The sequence below is a fragment of the Pelolinea submarina genome (genome assembly GCF_003966975.1).
Taxonomy (GTDB): Bacteria; Chloroflexota; Anaerolineae; order Anaerolineales; family Anaerolineaceae; genus Pelolinea; species Pelolinea submarina.
In genome coordinates this window covers 662,162-680,778 of sequence record NZ_AP018437.1, presented here as the reverse complement: position 1 = coordinate 680,778, position 18,617 = coordinate 662,162, and the positions used below count along the sequence as shown (strand labels likewise).

Annotated in this window: 19 protein-coding genes; 12 read left to right on the top strand and 7 right to left on the bottom strand. The window is 49.1% G+C overall.

Annotation, left to right across the window (positions count from 1 at the left end):
- Positions 1-3: 3 nt before the first annotated feature.
- On the bottom strand, positions 4-927 hold the full coding sequence (locus tag Pelsub_RS03200) for a GNAT family N-acetyltransferase (protein WP_158674958.1): 924 nt from the start codon (positions 925-927) through the stop codon (positions 4-6).
- Between the two features lie 585 nt (positions 928-1,512).
- On the opposite strand from Pelsub_RS03200, the gene Pelsub_RS03195 reads away from it, so the two are divergent.
- The 12 genes from Pelsub_RS03195 (at position 1,513) to Pelsub_RS03140 (ending at position 12,272) form a co-directional block, all read left to right on the top strand.
- Positions 1,513-2,667: an ABC transporter substrate-binding protein gene (locus Pelsub_RS03195; protein ID WP_116226013.1), complete on the top strand. Its 1,155-nt coding sequence runs from the start codon at positions 1,513-1,515 to the stop codon at positions 2,665-2,667.
- Positions 2,668-2,750: 83 nt separating this feature from the next.
- Positions 2,751-3,866 carry a branched-chain amino acid ABC transporter permease gene (locus Pelsub_RS03190; RefSeq protein ID WP_116225971.1) on the top strand — a complete coding sequence of 372 codons (1,116 nt, stop codon included), beginning with the start codon at positions 2,751-2,753 and terminating at the stop codon, positions 3,864-3,866.
- Between the two features lie 8 nt (positions 3,867-3,874).
- Positions 3,875-5,125 (top strand): branched-chain amino acid ABC transporter permease, encoded by a 1,251-nt coding sequence (locus Pelsub_RS03185; RefSeq protein WP_116225972.1) that lies wholly within the window; start codon positions 3,875-3,877, stop codon positions 5,123-5,125.
- On the top strand, positions 5,125-5,949 hold the full coding sequence (locus tag Pelsub_RS03180) for an ABC transporter ATP-binding protein (protein WP_116225973.1): 825 nt from the start codon (positions 5,125-5,127) through the stop codon (positions 5,947-5,949). Before Pelsub_RS03185 ends, Pelsub_RS03180 begins: the two co-directional genes overlap by 1 nt.
- Positions 5,949-6,653, top strand: coding sequence for an ABC transporter ATP-binding protein (locus tag Pelsub_RS03175; protein ID WP_116226014.1), 705 nt, complete (start codon positions 5,949-5,951; stop codon positions 6,651-6,653). Before Pelsub_RS03180 ends, Pelsub_RS03175 begins: the two co-directional genes overlap by 1 nt.
- A gap of 18 nt (positions 6,654-6,671) precedes the next feature.
- Complete coding sequence (locus Pelsub_RS03170; protein ID WP_116225974.1) at positions 6,672-7,025, top strand: hypothetical protein; 354 nt, start codon at positions 6,672-6,674, stop codon at positions 7,023-7,025.
- Positions 7,026-7,113: 88 nt separating this feature from the next.
- Positions 7,114-7,473 carry an ArsR/SmtB family transcription factor gene (locus Pelsub_RS03165; RefSeq protein ID WP_116225975.1) on the top strand — a complete coding sequence of 120 codons (360 nt, stop codon included), beginning with the start codon at positions 7,114-7,116 and terminating at the stop codon, positions 7,471-7,473.
- Between the two features lie 48 nt (positions 7,474-7,521).
- Positions 7,522-8,874, top strand: coding sequence for a permease (locus tag Pelsub_RS03160; protein ID WP_116225976.1), 1,353 nt, complete (start codon positions 7,522-7,524; stop codon positions 8,872-8,874).
- A 23-nt stretch (positions 8,875-8,897) separates the two neighbouring features.
- On the top strand, positions 8,898-9,137 hold the full coding sequence (locus Pelsub_RS03155) for a thioredoxin family protein (RefSeq protein ID WP_116225977.1): 240 nt from the start codon (positions 8,898-8,900) through the stop codon (positions 9,135-9,137).
- 75 nt (positions 9,138-9,212) lie between these two features.
- Positions 9,213-9,641 carry an arsenate reductase ArsC gene (locus tag Pelsub_RS03150; protein WP_174233244.1) on the top strand — a complete coding sequence of 143 codons (429 nt, stop codon included), beginning with the start codon at positions 9,213-9,215 and terminating at the stop codon, positions 9,639-9,641.
- A 62-nt stretch (positions 9,642-9,703) separates the two neighbouring features.
- Positions 9,704-11,449, top strand: a complete 1,746-nt coding sequence (locus Pelsub_RS03145) for an energy-coupling factor transporter ATPase (protein ID WP_116225979.1) — start codon at positions 9,704-9,706, stop codon at positions 11,447-11,449.
- A complete protein-coding gene (locus tag Pelsub_RS03140; protein ID WP_116225980.1) occupies positions 11,442-12,272 on the top strand; it encodes an energy-coupling factor transporter transmembrane component T family protein in 831 nt (276 codons plus the stop codon). The genes Pelsub_RS03145 and Pelsub_RS03140 overlap by 8 nt, the downstream gene beginning before the upstream one ends.
- Positions 12,273-12,463: 191 nt before the next feature.
- Here the strand turns inward: Pelsub_RS03140 and Pelsub_RS03135 are convergent, their stop codons facing one another.
- The 6 genes from Pelsub_RS03135 to Pelsub_RS03110 form a co-directional block, all read right to left on the bottom strand.
- On the bottom strand, positions 12,464-13,030 hold the full coding sequence (locus tag Pelsub_RS03135; protein WP_116225981.1) for an ECF transporter S component: 567 nt from the start codon (positions 13,028-13,030) through the stop codon (positions 12,464-12,466).
- Positions 13,031-13,155: 125 nt separating this feature from the next.
- Positions 13,156-13,908, bottom strand: a complete 753-nt coding sequence (locus Pelsub_RS03130; protein WP_116225982.1) for a glutamine amidotransferase — start codon at positions 13,906-13,908, stop codon at positions 13,156-13,158.
- A 26-nt stretch (positions 13,909-13,934) separates the two neighbouring features.
- Entirely contained in the window at positions 13,935-14,891 is a 957-nt protein-coding gene (locus Pelsub_RS03125; protein ID WP_116225983.1) for an ABC transporter permease, read from the bottom strand.
- Positions 14,892-14,923: 32 nt separating this feature from the next.
- Positions 14,924-15,928, bottom strand: a complete 1,005-nt coding sequence (locus Pelsub_RS03120) for an ABC transporter permease (protein ID WP_116225984.1) — start codon at positions 15,926-15,928, stop codon at positions 14,924-14,926.
- 16 nt (positions 15,929-15,944) lie between these two features.
- The gene (locus Pelsub_RS03115) at positions 15,945-17,261 is read right to left on the bottom strand and encodes an ArgE/DapE family deacylase (protein ID WP_116225985.1); all 1,317 of its coding nucleotides are present in this window, start codon (positions 17,259-17,261) and stop codon (positions 15,945-15,947) included.
- A gap of 13 nt (positions 17,262-17,274) precedes the next feature.
- Positions 17,275-18,615, bottom strand: coding sequence for an ArgE/DapE family deacylase (locus Pelsub_RS03110; protein WP_116225986.1), 1,341 nt, complete (start codon positions 18,613-18,615; stop codon positions 17,275-17,277).
- Positions 18,616-18,617 lie beyond the last annotated feature (2 nt).

The following is an 18,617-nucleotide window of genomic DNA, read 5'->3' as shown; positions in this document are numbered from 1 at the left end:
TAATCAAACATTCAGGGTTTTCCGGTATTCATCCAAATGGATGGCTTTGTACATCCCGGCGCGTTCATACAAGCGGTAGGCGTTTTCATTACTGCTTTCTACGCCCAACCCGACCTTATGGTAGCCGCGCTGCTTGAAAGCTTTGAAAGAGTGCTGCAATAATGCAGTTCCTAATCCGCGTTTGCGGAAAGGTTCAGTTACTGCCAACTGCCGTACCCAGCCGATATCTTCATACGGGAAACACAAACAAGTTCCTACAATATCATCCCCTTTCAACGCCAGGAACCACAAATCGGAATGATAGAGGTCGGCCCGCATCATGAACTCTCGCCATTCGTCAAAGGGCTGGTCAGGATGATCCGGTTTGCGGAATGCCTCCTGAATGACTGCATGGATATGGCGGTCGTCAATGCCCGTTTTCGCATTGCGGACCTCCACCCCTTCAGGCCATTCCGGATCCGGCAGATTCCCATCGATGTCAATATGCATATTGTAGATGAAACGATTGATGCGGTAACCGGCATCTTCCAGGATTTTCTTCTGGTAATCCACTGAATCTGATATATGCGTCACCACATTCTTCATTAATGGTTCGCCCGCTTCCCGAAGTTGGTTGGCAGCCCGGCCTTCACATAACACCAATAAACCCAGGAATAACTCATCGTTTTCTGTTCCGGGATCATCATAGATCGCCAGACGTTTTCCATCCCTCCAGGGCAGTACAGCACTGTAGCCCTTTAAAACGCCATCATGATTGAAAGCCAACCATGCATCCTGATTAAGGTCAATTTGACGCCAATCATATTTTAAATCTTCCAAATCGGAATCCGGCTGGCCAACATCACGAATATCGCATCGAATCAGTAGGTCAAGAACAGATTGCTGGTCAGTTTCATCCGGCCTTCTCAAATAATACTTTTCCAACATATCAGATACCCGCACCCTTTCTATTACATCCGGATATATAGAAGCATTTTTCAGAATCAATGATTGATAATAATGCTGATAAATCCAGAGCTTACATATGTGAAAAGATTTAATAAAATTTGTTTGAACAGGTGGCATTATAACATTTCCCATAACGTAAAAAGTAATTTGTAAAGTGAAAGGTCCTATATCAGCACAGCCGCGTGTTGTTATTTTTAAAAAACAATAAAAAAGATTTCGGCATAAACGTGAAAATCATCGCGAAAAAAAGTGACATTTGTTGACAATTCAATGGATGTATGGCATAATCCGCCCAATTAACCATTAATATTAAAAAACGAGCTTATCGTTATATTGACAACTTTGAAAAACGCCGAAATTTTATCGGGTTGTCGATACCAAATTAGAGGGTTGCAGTTTCATAACATAATTATTTCCTTGAAGCCCATTTCGTATAAAACGGAGTGCTTCTAGCAATTTAGGACAATTTAATATAAGGAGGTGATGTCCTTTTATCAAATGAGAACCAGAAATTTCACAACAGAACAAAAAAATAAAACAATCAACGTCAAAGGAGTTGAGAAGATGAAAAAGAACGTATTATTATCAATTGTAGTTTTGTTAGCTTTAGCTTTAGCGGCTTGCGCACCTGCAGCCGCTGAGGGACCAGCCGCCGCGGAAGGTGACACCATCAAAGTTGCCAACCTGTCCCCGCTCACCGGCCCTGTCCCCACCTTCGGTGAATCCACCAAAAATGGTTTCATGATGGCCGTAGAAGAATGGAATGCCAATGGCGGCATCCTCGGAAAACAGATTGAACCCATCGTAGAAGACAGCCAATGCACCGCTGACCCGGCCGTGAATGCAGCCAACAAGGTCATCGATCAGGACGGCGTACACTATATCGTTGGTGAAGTTTGCTCTTCCGCTTCCATTCCGGTTTCCGAAGTTGCCCAGGAAAAGGGCGTTCTCATGATCTCCCCCACCTCAACAAATGCTGATGTTACACTGAATCTGGATGGCACCACCAAAGACATGGTCTTCCGCGCCTGCTTCATCGATCCCTTCCAGGGTCTTGTGATGGCAAAATTCGCTTCCGACCAGGGTTATACCAAAGCTTTCGTCATGTCCGATCAGGGTAATGATTACGTTCGTGGTCTGGCTGAAGTATTCTCCGAGAAATTCGTTGAATACGGTGGCGAAATTGTTGGTTCAGAAAACTACACCGGCACCGACACCGATTTCTCCGCCATTCTGACCAAGGTTGCCGATAGTGGCGCCGAAGTCCTCTATCTGCCTGATTACTACAATGTAATCAATCTGGTAGCTGCCCAGGCCAAACAATTAGGCATCACCGCCGTAATGATGGGCGCCGATGGTTGGGATTCCTCCGACCTCGACATTGCTGCTGCCGATGGCGGTTACTACTCCAACCACTATTCCCCCGACGATACCCGCGACGTAGTTGTTGACTGGGTTTCCAAGTACACCGAGAAATACGGCGCGACCCCGGATGCTTTAGCCACCTTGGCTTATGACGCCACCAACTTGCTCTTCGCCGCCATTGAAAAAGCCGGCGTAGACGATGCGGCAGCCGTTGCCACCGCGATGGAAAGCCTCTCATACGACGCAGTTTCCGGTACAGTCACTTTTGATGAACAGCACAACCCGATCAAGAGCGCAGTCGTGCTCCAGGTCAAAGACGGCGCGATCCAATTTGTCGCTTCCGTTGCTCCCTAATTTTCACTAGGTTTTACAGATATGGGCGGTCTTCAAGGAGACCGCCCTTATAAATTACTCCACCCAGAAAGCAGGAAAACCCTATGGAAAGGAAAAACCAAAATCCAATCGTTAACTGGATTGTCAAGAGTAAAATCCTGGGAATCCTTTTCTTTGTTATCATTGGTGCAACTGCAGTCTTCAAGCTTGGTACTGCCCTATTAGATAACCCCTCGTTATTTTTACAGCAAGTCGTCAATGGACTTCAGCTTGGTTTTGTTTATGCCCTGATCGCCCTCGGTTACACAATGATTTATGGCATCATCCAATTGATCAACTTCGCCCATGGTGATGTGTTTATGGTGGGCGCTTTTGCCAGTTTCTACAGCATTTCCCGTTACAATGTCCACTTATGGTTTCAGAATCTTTTCCCCTCTGTGCCGGCCATGCTCGCACAGGCCATCGGAGCGGTAACGGTCGTTCTGGTTTCCATGGTTGTCTGCGCCTTATTGGCCTTTACCATTGAGCGCATTGCTTATAAACCACTACGGACTGCCCCCCGCATCTCGGCTCTGATTACCGCTATCGGCATTTCTTTTTTCCTGGAATACTTTGGTGCTTTGGGCTTTGTTTTTACTCCCAATTACATCACTTACGAACGCCCCTTTGAAGTAACAAGCTGGTATATCGGCCCCGAAGGCTTCGGATCCATCCAGGCCGGCGTTGCGACACCACCGCACAGTTTGATCTTTTCCAATATCTTTTTGATCATCGTTTTGGCGTCTGTTTTCCTTTTGTTAGTTCTGCAATATATTGTCAAGCGAACTAAGATTGGAAAAGCCATGCGCGCTGTTGCGTATGATAAACCAACTGCACGCCTGATGGGTATTAATTCCGATGCGGTTATTTCCATCACATTCGCGCTTGGAGCCGCTCTGGCTGGTGCCGCCGGTGTTCTTTACGCAATCGCTTACCCACAAGTCTTCTTCTCCATGGGTATCATTCCCGGTATGAAAGCATTTGTGGCCGCGGTTGTAGGCGGTATTGGCAGCATTCCGGGCGCGTTCATCGGCGCATTGATCATGGGTCAGGCGGAAACCTTAAGCGCCGCATATATCTCAACCCCCATGCGTGATGCCATTGCCTTCAGTCTGCTTATCGTTGTTTTGCTCATCCGGCCAAAGGGTATCATGGGCGAGACTTCCAGTGAGAAAGTTTAGGTGAAGATATGAATCGTCTAAATAAAACTTCCATTTTCTTTCTGGTTGGCGCAGTTCTGGTTTTCGGAATTGTCCAAGCCCTGATTTCAGCCGGTATCATCAACTCCTTCTGGAGCACCATTGTGCTCCTGGCTGGTGTCATGGCCATTGTTTCCCTGGGGCTGAATCTGATCTACGGTTTCAACGGGCAATTCTCCTTGGGCCAATACGGGTTCTATGCCATTGGCGCTTACACTGCCGCAGACATCACTTACCGTTGGGTCCAGCTGCACAGTGCATCCGGTTTGACTGTCATATTAATGATTTCCATCCTGGTCGGCTTGGCTATTTTCCTGATACGCGGAGTCGTTTCCAAGATTCGGGGCATGGATACGCTGTCTGCATTCGCCCTTTACCTGGCAGGTGTTTTAGTAGCCATTTTCATTGCTACCAGACTGGGCATGTTGATTGCCAATCCGGTTACAGCGCTGTTCAATCTCATGCCTGAAAAAGTAGCGCAGTATGTCGTTTACTTGATTGCGGTCCTTTTAGGCGGCTTGATCGCCGGCGAGGTCAGTTTCTTGTTCGGTCTTCCGGTTCTTACACTGGGTTCCGACTATTTCGGCATTGCCACACTGGGTTTCACAATTATCGTAAAAGTTCTTCTGGATAATTCGGACACCATGCTGGGCTTCGATGAAATGAAAGGCGCACGCGGCATGATCGGTATTCCCAAGATTACAACCTGGGCTACTGTATTTATTTTTCTGCTCATTACGATCATCGTCATCCGTAATTTATTAAATTCGAGTTATGGCCGCGCTATTGTGTCCATCCGGGAAGATGAAACGGCCGCGACATCTATGGGTATTGATGTAGCTTTCTACAAAACGATTACCTTTGTGATCGGCAGCTTTTTCGGAGGGTTAGCTGGCGGTTTATACGCACATATCAACGGCTTCCTGCATCCCAATACATTTAGTTTCGTAAAATCATTCGATCCCCTGATCGTAGTCGTATTCGGCGGTCTGGGCAGCGTTACCGGCACTGTAGGTGCGGCCTTCGGATGGGCTCTGGTATTGGAAGGCGTCTTGCGCCTAATCCTGCCCGAAGGTTTTGAAACCTGGCGTTTCGTGATTTACCCCACTTTGTTATTAATCATGATGCTGCTGAAACCGAATGGGTTGTTCGGCAATTATGAAATCCCATTCATCCGCTCCGTTGTTCCACCCCTGAAAGAAAAAAAGGCAGATGAAGAAACCGCAAAGGAGGTAGCATAATGGCTGAGAACACCAACACAACCCCCATCCTTGAATTGCGCAAGCTTTGCCGATATTTCGGCGGTCTGAAAGCAGTCAACGAAGTCGATCTGGTTCTGCAACCTCATGCGCTCAACGGCTTGATTGGCCCTAACGGATCCGGCAAGACCACGATTTTCAACGTGATTACCGGTATTTACGAGCCGACCGGCGGTGAAGTTGTTTTTGAAGGCCAAAGCATCGGCGGCCTCGACCCCTATATCATCAACCAAATGGGAATTGCCCGTACCTTCCAAAACATCCGCCTCTTCCCAAACCTGACAGTTCTGGACAATGTGCGCATTGCCTATCACACTCACGCTGGATACAGCATGAGCGACGCAATCATGCACAGCAAACACTTCGACAAAAAAGAAAATGAATTAACTGAGAAAGCACAGGATTTTCTACGCGTTTTCAATCTGCAGGATCGCCAGGCAGAAATTGCCCGCAACTTGCCTTATGGCGAGCAAAGGCGTTTGGAAATCGCACGCGCACTCGCGTCCAGTCCCAAACTGCTGCTGCTGGATGAACCCGCGGCCGGTATGAATCCGAAAGAAGCCATCACGCTGATGGAATTGATCCACTTCATTCGCGATAAATTCGATCTGACCATCTTGTTGATCGAACATCAAATGCGCGTGGTAATGGGAATTTGTGAACATATCACCGTTATGGACTTTGGACAGGTGATTGCACGCGGTTCTGCCCAAGACGTTCAGAAGGACAGCCATGTTATCGAAGCTTACCTTGGACCTGGTGCCGCTGAGCTTTCCAAGCAATATTTGAAGGAGAGAAAGCAATGATGCTCGAAGTTGATAAAATCAATGTTTTTTACGGCGCGATCCACGCTCTGACCGATATCAGTTTCAATGTTGAAGAAGGGGAGATCGTTGCCCTAATTGGCGCCAACGGAGCTGGAAAAAGCACATCATTGAAGACTCTCTCTGGCCTGCTGCATCCTACCACAGGCAGCATCCGCTTCCTGGAAGAAGATATTTCCACCAAAGCAGCCGAGGAAATCGTGCGCAAAGGCATTATTCACGTTCCGGAAGGACGCAAGATTTTTGCCCCGTTGACCGTTATGGAGAACCTGGAAATGGGCGCATTCCTTCAGAATGATAAAGACCAAATCGCCTGTGATATTCGCAGCGCGTTCGAACGTTTCCCGCGCTTGAAGGAACGTCAAAACCAATTGGGCGGCACTTTATCCGGCGGCGAGCAGCAAATGCTTGCCATTGCCCGCGGCTTGATGTCTCATCCCAAGTTGATGTTATTGGACGAACCTTCCATGGGTTTGGCCCCCGTTCTGGTTGAGCAGATTTTCGAAATCATCCAGGAGATCAACAAGCAGGGAACCAGCATCCTTCTGGTTGAACAAAATGCGAAAATGGCGCTATCAATTGCAAACCGCGCATACGTTCTGGAAACCGGCAGCGTTGTACTCGAAGGTGCTGCCAAAGATGTAATGGAGAATTCCTCTGTCATCCAAGCGTATCTGGGCGGCTAGAAAGATAGGAGATGTGATATGAGTGTATTTCAAAAAGTAATGTTTTTCTTTCTGCTTCCGGCTATCGGAGTTGTGTTATATCCGCCTTCTGTCATCGGCAGTGCCTATTCCGCCATTGGGGTAGTGTTCCTTTTCTTCCTCGTCCTGGCAGCAATTTTATGGCGCGGTCGTTCAAAAGCGTTGACTTTCATGATTTTTGTAAATGGAATGAATGTCATCGTACGCATTATGATGCTACTGTCCACGACAGTCAACAGTGCAGGCGTTATTAATATACCTTTCCTTCTTTATGGAATCGCCGGTGGAGCCATCTCTTTCTACATGATGATGCGTCTCGATAAAGTAGATGTTCGCCAGACAATGACTCATTAGTCAGTTTTCAACCAAAAAAAAAGCCGGCCAAATTGGCCGGCTTTTTTTTTATTTAAAACTTAATTATCGTGGTATCATATTCACTATTATGAATATGTCAAAAAGTAATCCATTTGGAGAAACCAGTAAATTCTTCCGGTTGATCAGCCACCCCGCCCGCCTGAAGATCATTCAGGAAATCGGTAGAGGAAATGCCTGCGTTTGTCACCTTGAGTCGCAATTGGGACTGCGGCAGGCTAATCTCTCCCAACACCTGATGGCATTGCGCGATGCCGGTATCCTGGAAACTGAACGGGATGGACGTTTTATTTATTACCGTCTGGCTGACGCGAAAATTCTGGATATCATCCAGGCTGCCATGAAATTTACCGGATCCAACGAGGTAATTGGTTCGAACGGCAAGCAATCTCATAAAGCCTGCAGTTGCCCGAAATGTACCTCAAAGTAGTTTTTTTTAGCTTGTTATATTCAAATTTATGAATATTAGGAGAATTTAATGCCAATTATTTCAACAATAATAGAAATGTTCCAAACCGGCTTGGGAAGCCTGGCTTCATATCTGGCCGCGCATGTCCTTCTGTGTTTGCTGCCGGCCTTTTTTATAGCCGGTGCGCTGACCGCATTGATGCCAAAAGAAGCGGTAACACGTTTCCTGGGTAAAGACACGCCCAAGTACATTTCATACCCGGCTGCCGCTGTTGGTGGATTTGTACTGGCAGTATGCTCCTGCACCATCATGCCATTATTCGCCGGTATTTATAAGAAAGGCGCCGGCCTTGGCCCGGCCATTACCTTCCTGTTTGTCGGTCCGGCCGTCAACATTCTGGCAATTTCCTTCACCGGTGTTCAAATCGGTATGGACATCGCCATGGCCAGGTTGGTGTTGGCTATCGTATTCGGTATTTTGATTGGTTTAATCATGGCTTGGATCTTCCGGGAAGATGACGCTGCGCACAACCGTGAAACCAGCCAGCTGTTCAGCCAGGGCGCCAAGTTATCCGGAAAGACCCTGTTGATTTTTCTGCTGCTTTTAGCAGTATTGATTAGCGGTACTCTGCAAGTCCGTCCATTGACCTCACTGCTGACACAATTTACCATACCGGCAGGATGGGCAGCAGCTCTGCAATCCAAACTGGACGTATTGGTGCCGTCCAACGCCGCCCTGGGTATTGAAGGTGTTTCAGTTCAAGGCATTCTGTTGATCTCGCTTCTGGTGTTGATTGCCATCAGCGCAATCAAGGGGTTTAAGAATATCGAGAACGGATTCAACACCTTTACCTACCTGTCGCTGGGATTAATTTCACTGACGCTGGTTGTTGCCAGTTTGAAATCCCAGGTTGATGGAGAGACTTTATCCATCCTGATCACCGGCCGGTTTATCGCGGTCACACTCCTGATCGCCGCATTATGGTTTGCAGTCCGCCGCTATTTGACTCAGGCTGATGCGGGTGCGTGGTTGTGGGAAACCTGGCGTTTTGTGAAGCAAATCATCCCCCTGCTGCTGGTAGGTGTGTTCCTGGCCGGAATTGCGCGGGCCATTATTCCCGCGAACTGGATTCAACTGGTGGCCGGTAAGAATACCATCTTGGCCAACCTGGCCGGCGTTTTATTTGGCGTGTTCATGTACTTCCCCACACTGGTGGAAGTGCCGGTTGCGCAAACCTTCCTGTCGCTGGGCATGCACCGCGGCCCGCTGCTGGCCTATTTACTGGCCGATCCGGAATTGAGCCTGCAATCCATTTTGATCACCAATTCCGTCATTGGTAAGAAAAAAACCTTGTATTATGTGACATTGGTTACGATATTTAGTACATTATCCGGCTGGATTTTCGGCCAATTTATCAAATAAAATATAATTTAAGGAGAATAAAAATGATCGTAAAAATCTTAGGTGGCGGCTGCCCGCGCTGTGAAAGACTCGAAAAAGTAGCTCGTGAAGCAGCAGATGCATTGGGTAAGGAAGCGGAATTCGTGAAGGTCAAGAACCTAAACGACATCATGAAGTACGACATCATGGAGACACCTGCTCTGGTTATTAATGAGGAAGTAAAATCCTTCGGCCGCATTCCCGCCAAAGAAGAAGTTATGGATTGGATGCAGACCGCAAAATAATATTTATGATTATTGTTAACTTAATGATAATATGCGAATAATTCCTTGTTAATGTAAAATCTGTATAAAAGAATTATGGAAAAACCACGCGTACTTTTTCTCTGCACAGGAAATTCAGCCCGCAGCCAGATGGCAGAAGCCCTGCTGCGAAAAATGGCCGGCAACCACTTCGAGGTTCACAGTGCCGGTCTGGAGCCCACCGTCATTCACCCCATGACCATCAAAGTCCTGGAAGAAATCGGTATTGACGCCAGCCAACAGTATGCCAAACCTCTGACCACCTATCTGGGCAAAACCCAGTTCAGTTACCTGGTCACTGTTTGCAGCAAAGCAGAAGAACGTTGTCCGTTTTTCCCCGGAATGGGGCAGCGTCTGCATTGGCCATTTGAAGATCCGGCTGCCTTTGAAGGAAATGACAAGGAAAAACTGGATTACTTCCGCACCATTCGCGACCAAATCCAGGCGCGTATTCAACAATGGTTATCCGAGCTGAATATCAGCTGACAATACCAAGAAATTTCGGGATAATTTCCCAAAACTAATGCTTTTCGTATAAAATCGGGTGCATGCCCGATTTTATTATTGTTGAGAACATTTCTTTTTCCTATCCATCCCGCGAAGGCCAAACCCGTGCCGCGCTGAAGAATATTCAATTTAATATCCAGGCGGGTGAGTTTGCCACCATCATCGGCCCCAATGGCTCAGGGAAAAGCACCCTCGCCAGGCTTCTGAACGCGCTGTTGCTGCCGGACAGCGGCCGCGTGCTCATCGATGGCATGGATACGCGCGACTACAACAATCATGCGCAAATCCATTCGCAGGTCGGTTTGGTTTTTCAGCGGCCGCAAAACCAGATTGTAGCCACTACTGTTGAGGAGGATGTCGCTTTCGGACCTGCCAATCTGGGATTGGACTCCGCTGTCATTCATGAACGTGTGGATAGCGCATTACGCCAAACCGGATTATCCAATTACCGCCAACGCCCTTCGCACCTGCTTTCCGCCGGCGAAACTCAACGACTGGCCCTGGCCGGCGTCCTGGCCATGCAGCCGCGCTGCATTATATTTGATGAAACCACCGCGATGCTGGATCCCATGGGCCGCGCGATGGTCATGGAACAAATCCGCACCCTTCACCACCAGGGCATTACCGTACTGTTGATCACGCACCTGATGGAAGAAGCCGCCCTGGCCGATCGCATCCTGCTGCTGCACGATGGGCAGTTGGTTTTGGACGGAACACCTAAAAATATTTTCTCAGGCAATCATGCGATGGAGCAATACGGCTTGGGGCTGCCGCACGCACGCCAGGCTGCTTTGGAATTGCGAAAATATTTTCCTCAAATCGCGCCCGATATCCTCACCAGCCACGACTTGTTTCAAAGCCTTCCAGACTATACCGGTAATCTGAGTATTTCCTCACAGAATGATCCACTTTCAAACAATACAGCCGATGACTTTATCCAAATCAGTCATCTTTCTTTTGTTTATCAACGCAACACACCCCTAGCGCACAAAGCGCTGGACGGCCTCAATTTCACAATGAAAGAACAGCATACCCACGCATTGATCGGCGCTACCGGCTGCGGCAAGTCCACCCTGCTGCAGCACCTCAACGGTTTGCTGCGGCCGCAAAGCGGAAGCGTGCGCGTTGGTTCGTTCGACCTATCAGCTGAGGATTTGGACGTGCAGGCGCTGCGCCGTATGGTGGTGCTGGCTTTCCAGCAGCCGGAGGATCAAATCTTCGAACAATACGTGGGCGATGAAATTGCCTATGCCCCGCGCCACCTGGGTTATCAGGGAAAAATCGCAGATGTGGTAGAACAAGCCATGCTGTCGGTCGGCCTGGACTTTGAAACCTACAAAGACCGCCTGACCTCCACATTGAGCGGTGGTGAAAAGCGCAAGGTTGCGCTGGCCTCTATTCTGGCCATCCAGAGCCGTCTGGTGCTGCTGGATGAACCGCTGGCCGGGCTGGACCCGCGATCGGTGGACGAGCTGATGCGCACACTGGACCGGCAAAGAGGGCAGGGCAAATCCTTGCTGATCTCCACTCACCAATACGAGGAAATTATCCCCATTCTGCAGGACGTCAGCCTGCTCTACCGCGGGCACGATTTCCTGCAGGGAGAAGCGCAAAGTGTGTTCAGCCAAACCGCCAAGCTGGAAGAAGCCGGTTTGAAAGCGCCCTTAGCCGCGCAAATCACGGACGCGCTCAGACAAAAAGGGTGGCCGCTCAGCACACCAATCGCGTCAATGGAAAGGCTGTCCTTGTCATTGGCAGCTCTCACCCAGGGAGAACCGCATGAGTGATTTTGAATACCTCAGCAAGATCTCCATGGGGCAATACTTTGCCACCCATTCCATCATCCACCGTTTGAATCCGGCCTTCAAATTGGCCGCCTTCAGCCTGCTCATCCTGGCAACCACTTTATGCAAGCCCTGGCAGGGGCTGCTGGTTTTGCTGGGAGCGACTCTGTTCATGTTGGTCATCAGCAAGATCTCGCTGAAATACGCGCTGCGCGGCCTGCTGACACCGCTGCCTTTTATCCTGATCCTGGCGATCATCCAGATCTTGATGATGTCCTATCAAAGCAGCCTGCCGGATTGGTTCAGCTGGCATTTCTTTCGCGTCAACAACGCCGGTCTGCTTTCCGGCGGCATCCTGTGCCTGCGTTTTTTCGTGTTAGTGCTGCTGTTGACGCTCACCAGCGCCACCCTGTCCACCCTGGAAATCGTGCACGGCCTGGACATTCTGTTCAAGCCGCTTAACCGAATCGGCATTCCCTCCGGGCAAGCCGCCATGGTTATTCAGATTATGCTGCGCTTCATTCCCAGCCTGGCATTGAACGCCGAAAAGATTGCCAAATCGCAGGCGTCACGCGGTGCGGTATGGGGCGACCCCAAAGGAAGTCTTTTCCAAAAAACGCGCCAGATGCTGCCGCTGCTGCTGCCTTTATTCACCGTCAGTTTGCAGCAGGCCGACGCGTTGGCTGAAGCCATGCTGTCACGCGGATATGCCAGCCGGAACACACGCACAGGTTTGAAAGAATATTCAGTAGGATGGAAGGAAATTTTCTTCATCCTAATCGTCCTGCTGCTGTGCACTCTGTCGTTATTCTGGCCATTTAAATAAAAATACGCACTGAGTACCCGTCGAGAGCACCTGTCCTGAGTCTTTCGAATGAAAGCGTGGGGTGTCGAAGTGCGAAATTTCAGGGAATTATTACTTATAAAAAGTGGGCTTTCCCCATGGGGAATGCTTCGCGATCCCCCAAGGGGATGCTGCGCGATCGACAAGCTCAGCCCACTTCTTCTCTTTGAAAATTACTCGTCTAAATTCGCGCCTTTGCGCTTGCCCAGCGGAATGTGCCAGTAAGCCGCCACGACCGCCGTGGTGACGACCATGGACGCTGCCATCTCCAATAGTCCGTTGCTTACAAACACTCCGCCCAAGATAGCCCAGGGCAAAAGTCCCATCAAGCCAATCATACCCAGCACCAGGATGGTGTTGGTTAAGCTGCCAACAGCGCCGGCCACTGCCAGCGCTGCCGCCGGCCAACGCTTCAGGGCCCGGCCGGCCAACCAAGCCAATGGGCCAATGAATAAACGCGGCAAAACGGATAACATAGGATTGGTGAACCATACATCCGTGGGGCCGGAGGGCGCCACACCGGCCATAATCATGCTAAATACGCCAAAAATCAAACCGACGATCAAACCGGAAACTGGGCCGACAATGATTGCAGCAATAATAACCGGTACTTGCATAATGGTCAGCGAGACTCCGCCGAACCAGGGGATAAAACCCCAATGCGTCCAACCCAACAGCAAGGTAATGGCAGCCATCAGAGCCGTAATTACCAGATTGCGCGTATTTTTAAATTCATTCATCAAGAAAATATCCTTTATTTTTCAGTAATCATGTCAAAATCATAACATCAAACACCCATAAAAAGAACCCGTTGCCAGCGGGTTCTCATTTCATTTCTTTTATTTCGTCTATTCGGAAGATTTTTTTATTTTCCTGCCAACCAATTCACGGAATTATTCCATAAGCGAGCGTATCCGGGCCATTCAGCGAAACTGACGGGGCACCAGTGCGGGCCAATATCCGAAGCCCAAATCATTGTGCGTCCCTGCCCCACCTGCATAGCGGCCAGCAGTGGATGCTCGTCGACTTTAGCAACCAGTTGTGCTTCCGGTTTGAGTACCAATTCGTTGAAACCCAACAGGCCCGGCCAATCCGTACCCATGCCAGCTACCAATGGATGGGCGCTGTCAAGCACCTCCGGTTTGGCGCCTTCGGGAGTCTCCACACGATCATCGAATGTATGGATGTTCACCGGCAAGATCGCTTCCAATGGAGAGCGGTAATACTTGGCGCCTGCGTAAATACCGGCGAATGAATAATAACCGCCGCACATCATTAACCCGCCGCCTTTTTTGACCCACTCCACCAGTAATTTCAAGCGGTTGGGGGTGGATTTTCCGGCCAGCCATGTATCCGGATGCAGCAGCAGGGTATTCGCGCCAATGTCGCTCAGGCAGATAACATCATACTGCTGCAACCCTTCCAGACTCAGTGGAAATTCTTTTGCAGCCTGATGGCCGGGCATGTGAATAAAATCAATATTCGTATTATCAAAAGCTTTCTCTAAATATTCGACGCCGGTTTCATAGACCGTGCTGGAAAAGAAATCCCAGCCCTTGTAATGGGTGCTATTTGAAACCCAGGATTCGCCAGCCAAAAGAAATTTAATTTTTGCCATACCTATTATTCTCCTCTTTAGTTAGTTCATTTTGTCTTGCTAACAAACACCTGGTTCAAGGAAACTGCACCAAGCAAGATAACTCCCAAGACAGCCAATTGCCAAATTGTATTTATATTCGCCAACTGCAACCCTGTTGCGATCATCGTCACTATAATAACAGCAAGGATGGTACCCACCAGGTTACCGACACCTCCATAAATATCAATTCCACCTAAAACAGCAACCGTAATAGACCGCATGTCCATTCCGCTCCCGGTATCCGGCCTCGCAGCCATTAACCATGAGGACATGATTATCGCGCCCAATCCTGCCAAAATTCCGGAAATCACATAAAGGACAAAACGGACTCGTTTTACTTGAATACCGGAAAATTGTGCAGCATTCTCGTTTACACCCACAAGGTAAATCCAACGGCCAAAATTCGTTTTTTGCATAATGAAGAAAAGGATTAAAAATGCCGGCAGAACAACCAGAATAATCTGCGAAGGTAGACCAAAAACTTTTCCGTTGGCAAGGAAGCTAAAGCTTTCCGGAAATCCGGAGAGCGGGACACCGTTCGTCATCACGAGTGCCAGTGCGCCATAAGCATACATGGTGCCCAGTGTGCCAATCAATGGCGGTAATCCCCAAAGGGCGACAGTAATACCATTTACTGAGCCAAGAATTCCACCCACCAAAACCGTCAACGCGGCAGCCAACCAGACATTCATACCGGCATTAACCATGAAGCCGAACATGACGCCGGCCAGACTGATCATCGATCCCACGGAGAGATCAATGCCGGCCCCGCCAGCCAGGATGACCAAAGATTGCCCCAATCCTACCAGGGCCAAAACCGCACCAAAGCGCGCCATAGTGATCAAGCTGTTAACGTTCAGGAAATAGGGGCTTATGATCGACATAACGATCATAACAACCACAAGCAGGATTAATAGAAAGAACACTCTATTGCTGAGGATTTTTATAATCTTATTTTTCATCGTTGTATATAATTCCTTTCGCGCAACCAGTTTTAGATTGCCATCCTCTGTTTCGATAATTGTTCGCGTTTTTGTCTTTCTGATCGCTGAGTAAAGACAAGGTCAACAACGACTGAAAGGATGATCAGCACGCCAACCACTGCCTTCTCCCAAAGAGAAGGAATCCCCAAAAGCACAATTCCATTTTTCATGATTGCGATAAAAAGAACGCCGGCCAATGTTCCAATAACCGACCCTTTGCCACCTTTTACCGATGTCCCGCCCACAACAACCGCGGCGATAGATGCCATTGCCAAGTCATTTCCAACGGTAATTTCCACACTGGCCAATCTACCCACATAAATCAATGCAGAAAAGCCCACTAATGAGCCCAGTAAACCAAAAGCCACTATTTGGGTGCGAGTGGCGGAAATTCCGGATAACGTTGAAGCCTCCGCGCTGTTTCCAACCGCGTAAATATGCCGTCCGGCCGGTATATACGTAAGAAATACCCAGAAAATAAAGTAGAAAATTGACAGGAGAATAACAGGGGCCGGCAGCCCTAAGATATGCCCCTTTGTAAAAAGTGTAAACACCTGCGGTAGACCAGTCAGCCAGCTCCCCCCTAACATTCCAAAAATCGCTGCGCGCAATATATTGGAAATTCCCAACGTAGCGATAATCGCGGGGATTTTTGCTTTGGTAACCAGAAAGCCGTTAAATACGCCAATTATCGTTCCCAGCAACACCGCAACAAATCCTATCAGGACGGGATTGAATTCCCTCTGCAGCATCCACCCGACAAATATAGCAACTACGCCTAAAGCGGATCCTACGGAAATATCAATGCCACCCAATACCATGACCATGGTCATACCGATGCTGACCACGGCAAGATCCGTGGAATTTCTCAGCACCGTCTCAAGATTGTTAGCAGAAAGGAAATTCTTAGAGACGATGGAAAAAATAATAATTTCGATCACCAGAATAATGATGGTGAAATATTCTCTTCTGCTCGGTTTTGGAATATAAGGTCGGACTCTACTGCTCTTATTCATTAAGAATTTCTCCAGATTATTGAATTTCGCACCAATGAATCAGCACATTGGAAATCAATTTGGTCAATTTGATCAGGTCTTCTTCTGATATGTGTTCATCGTTCTGATGAGCTAAACGAGGATTTCCGGCTCCGATGACTACTGACGGTATTCCAAGCGTCTCAAACCAACCAATATCGGTATGAGCACACGCTCCTTCAATTGTCCGGGGCAAACCCGATAATTCCATATCGTTTAATACCGATTGGACAAAAGGATGCTCAACGGGTGTCTCGCCGCAATCCGCATCGATCAACCACTCAAGCACCGGCGGGTGTTCCCTCAACCAGGGTTCCGTCATCGCCACCTGGTTGATAAATTCTTCAATCTCGGCCTTTACTTTACCGCCCAGCCCCATCTCATCCTTTTCACGCGGTAAATACTGCGCATCGAAAACCAATTCCACCTTGTTCGCGAACGCAGTCGGATACTCTCCGGCATTCACCTGAGCGATATACAACTGACAGGGGATCGGTAAATAGGGGTGGACCTTCCTAACACGCCAATCGGCATTCAAACGATCAAAGTGATCCATGAATACCCGCGCTAATGCCACGGCATCCACCGCGCCGCCTTCCCGCCAATCTCCCTGCGGCAGTTCAATGTGTCCGCTCCGCCCGGGTATGGTAAGTTTTCCCCACAAAATTCCACGGCAAAGGGGGGCCAGTTTCATATTCGTCGGTTCGGTCAGAATGCAAGCATCCGCACGGTAACCCTTGTCTACAAAGTCAAGTGTGCCCATACCGCCCGCTTCCTCATCCACCACCGTTCCTACCGTGACGTCCCCTTTCAACCGATATCCAGCTTTGACCACAGCTTCCACTGCCATGACCATAGCGGCGATTCCGCCTTTCATATCGACCGTGCCGCGTCCGTAGATTACTCCATCCTTGCGATCGCCGGAAAATGGCTCCACCGTCCAACCGCTTCCGGCAGGTACCACATCCACGTGGCCCGTCAGCAGCATCGAACGCCCCTCACCGCTGCCCTTTAGTACTGCCGCCTGGTTCGGCCGTCCCTCAAATAAATGGTCTGCGTAATACCCTGGCCGTCCTTCATATTCTGCCAATTCTTGCGCATTCGGTTCCCAGCGCTTTACCTCGGCGCCCAGTGCCTGCATGCGCTTACCGATCACTGTTTGCACATCGGCTTCGCGCGATTCCTCGGCAGCCGGTTGAAACCAGGGAGTCACACTGGGTATTCGGATCAGTTCCTGCAGAAACCCTACGATTTCGTCATGATGATCGTCTATCCATTGATTTACTTTTTGTGATGATGAATCCAATTCAGACATATTTAATCCGCCTTTAGGCATCTGCCACACCGCACCATTCGATTAATGTCAGCGCAATAGTTTTGACAGCTTTGATCAATTCTTTTTCTTCCAGGCTTTCGTTATCCTGATGGGCGACACTTGGATTTCCCGGGCCGAAATTCACGGTCGGGATACCCACATTGGTGAACCATCCCATATCCGTATGAAAACCGATACCCTCGATCATTTCTTCGCTGATCACTTTCTTTAGGCTTTCCCCAATCGTCTGAACAAAGGGATGCTCAACAGGTGTTTCACCGCAGTCCGCATCGATCAACCACTCAATCACGGGTGGATGTTCTCTCAACCAGGGTTCTGTCATCGCCACCCGGTTGATAAACTCTTCAATTTCCGCTTTAACCTTACTCCCCAAGCCCATGTCGTCCTTTTCACGCGGCAGATATTGGGCGTCAAACACTAGTTCGGCTTTGTTCGCAAAGGCAGTCGGATATTCTCCGGCATTTACCTGAGCAATATATAACTGGCAGGGAATGGACATATACGGATGGGTTTTCCGCAACCGCCAGTCAGCATTCAAACGGTCAAAGTGATCCATGAAAACACGCGCCAATGTCACGGCATCCACCGCGCCGCCTTCCCGCCAATCGCCCTGCGGCAATTCGATATGCCCGCTTCTTCCCGGAATAATCAGCTTGCCCCACAAGATACCCCGGCAGAGGGGAGCAACCTTTAGATCGGTAGATTCGGTCATGATGCAGGCATCCGCACGATAGCCCTTGTCCACAAAATCAAGGGTACCCATCCCGCCCGCTTCCTCGTCCACCACCGTGCCTACTGTAACATCCCCTTTCATCCGATATCCGGATTTGACCACGGCTTCCACTGCCATGATCATGGCAGCAATGCCGCCTTTCATATCCACAGCGCCGCGTCCATAAATCACGCCTTCCCGGCGTTCACCCAAATACGGATCGACTGTCCATCCATTCCCGGCCGGCACCACATCCACGTGGCCTGTCAATAGCATGGACCGCCCCCCTCCACTCCCTTTCAGCACTGCCGCTTGATTGGGACGTCCTTCAAATTTATGATCCGCGTAATACCCGGCGCGTCCTTCATATTTCGCCAATTCTTTCGCGTTTGGCTCCCAATTCGCCACCTCGGCGCCCAACGCTTGCATGCGATTGCCAATTGCTTTCTGTACATCGGCTTCGCGTGATTCATCTTCTTTTGGCCTAAACCATGGATTGACACTGGGTATTTGAATCAATTCCTGGAGAAATCCAGCGATTTCATCGTGATGATCATCTATCCAGCTTAAAACCTTGCTCTCTACCAAATCTTTTTTCTCGTCTTTATTTAGGGAATTCATGG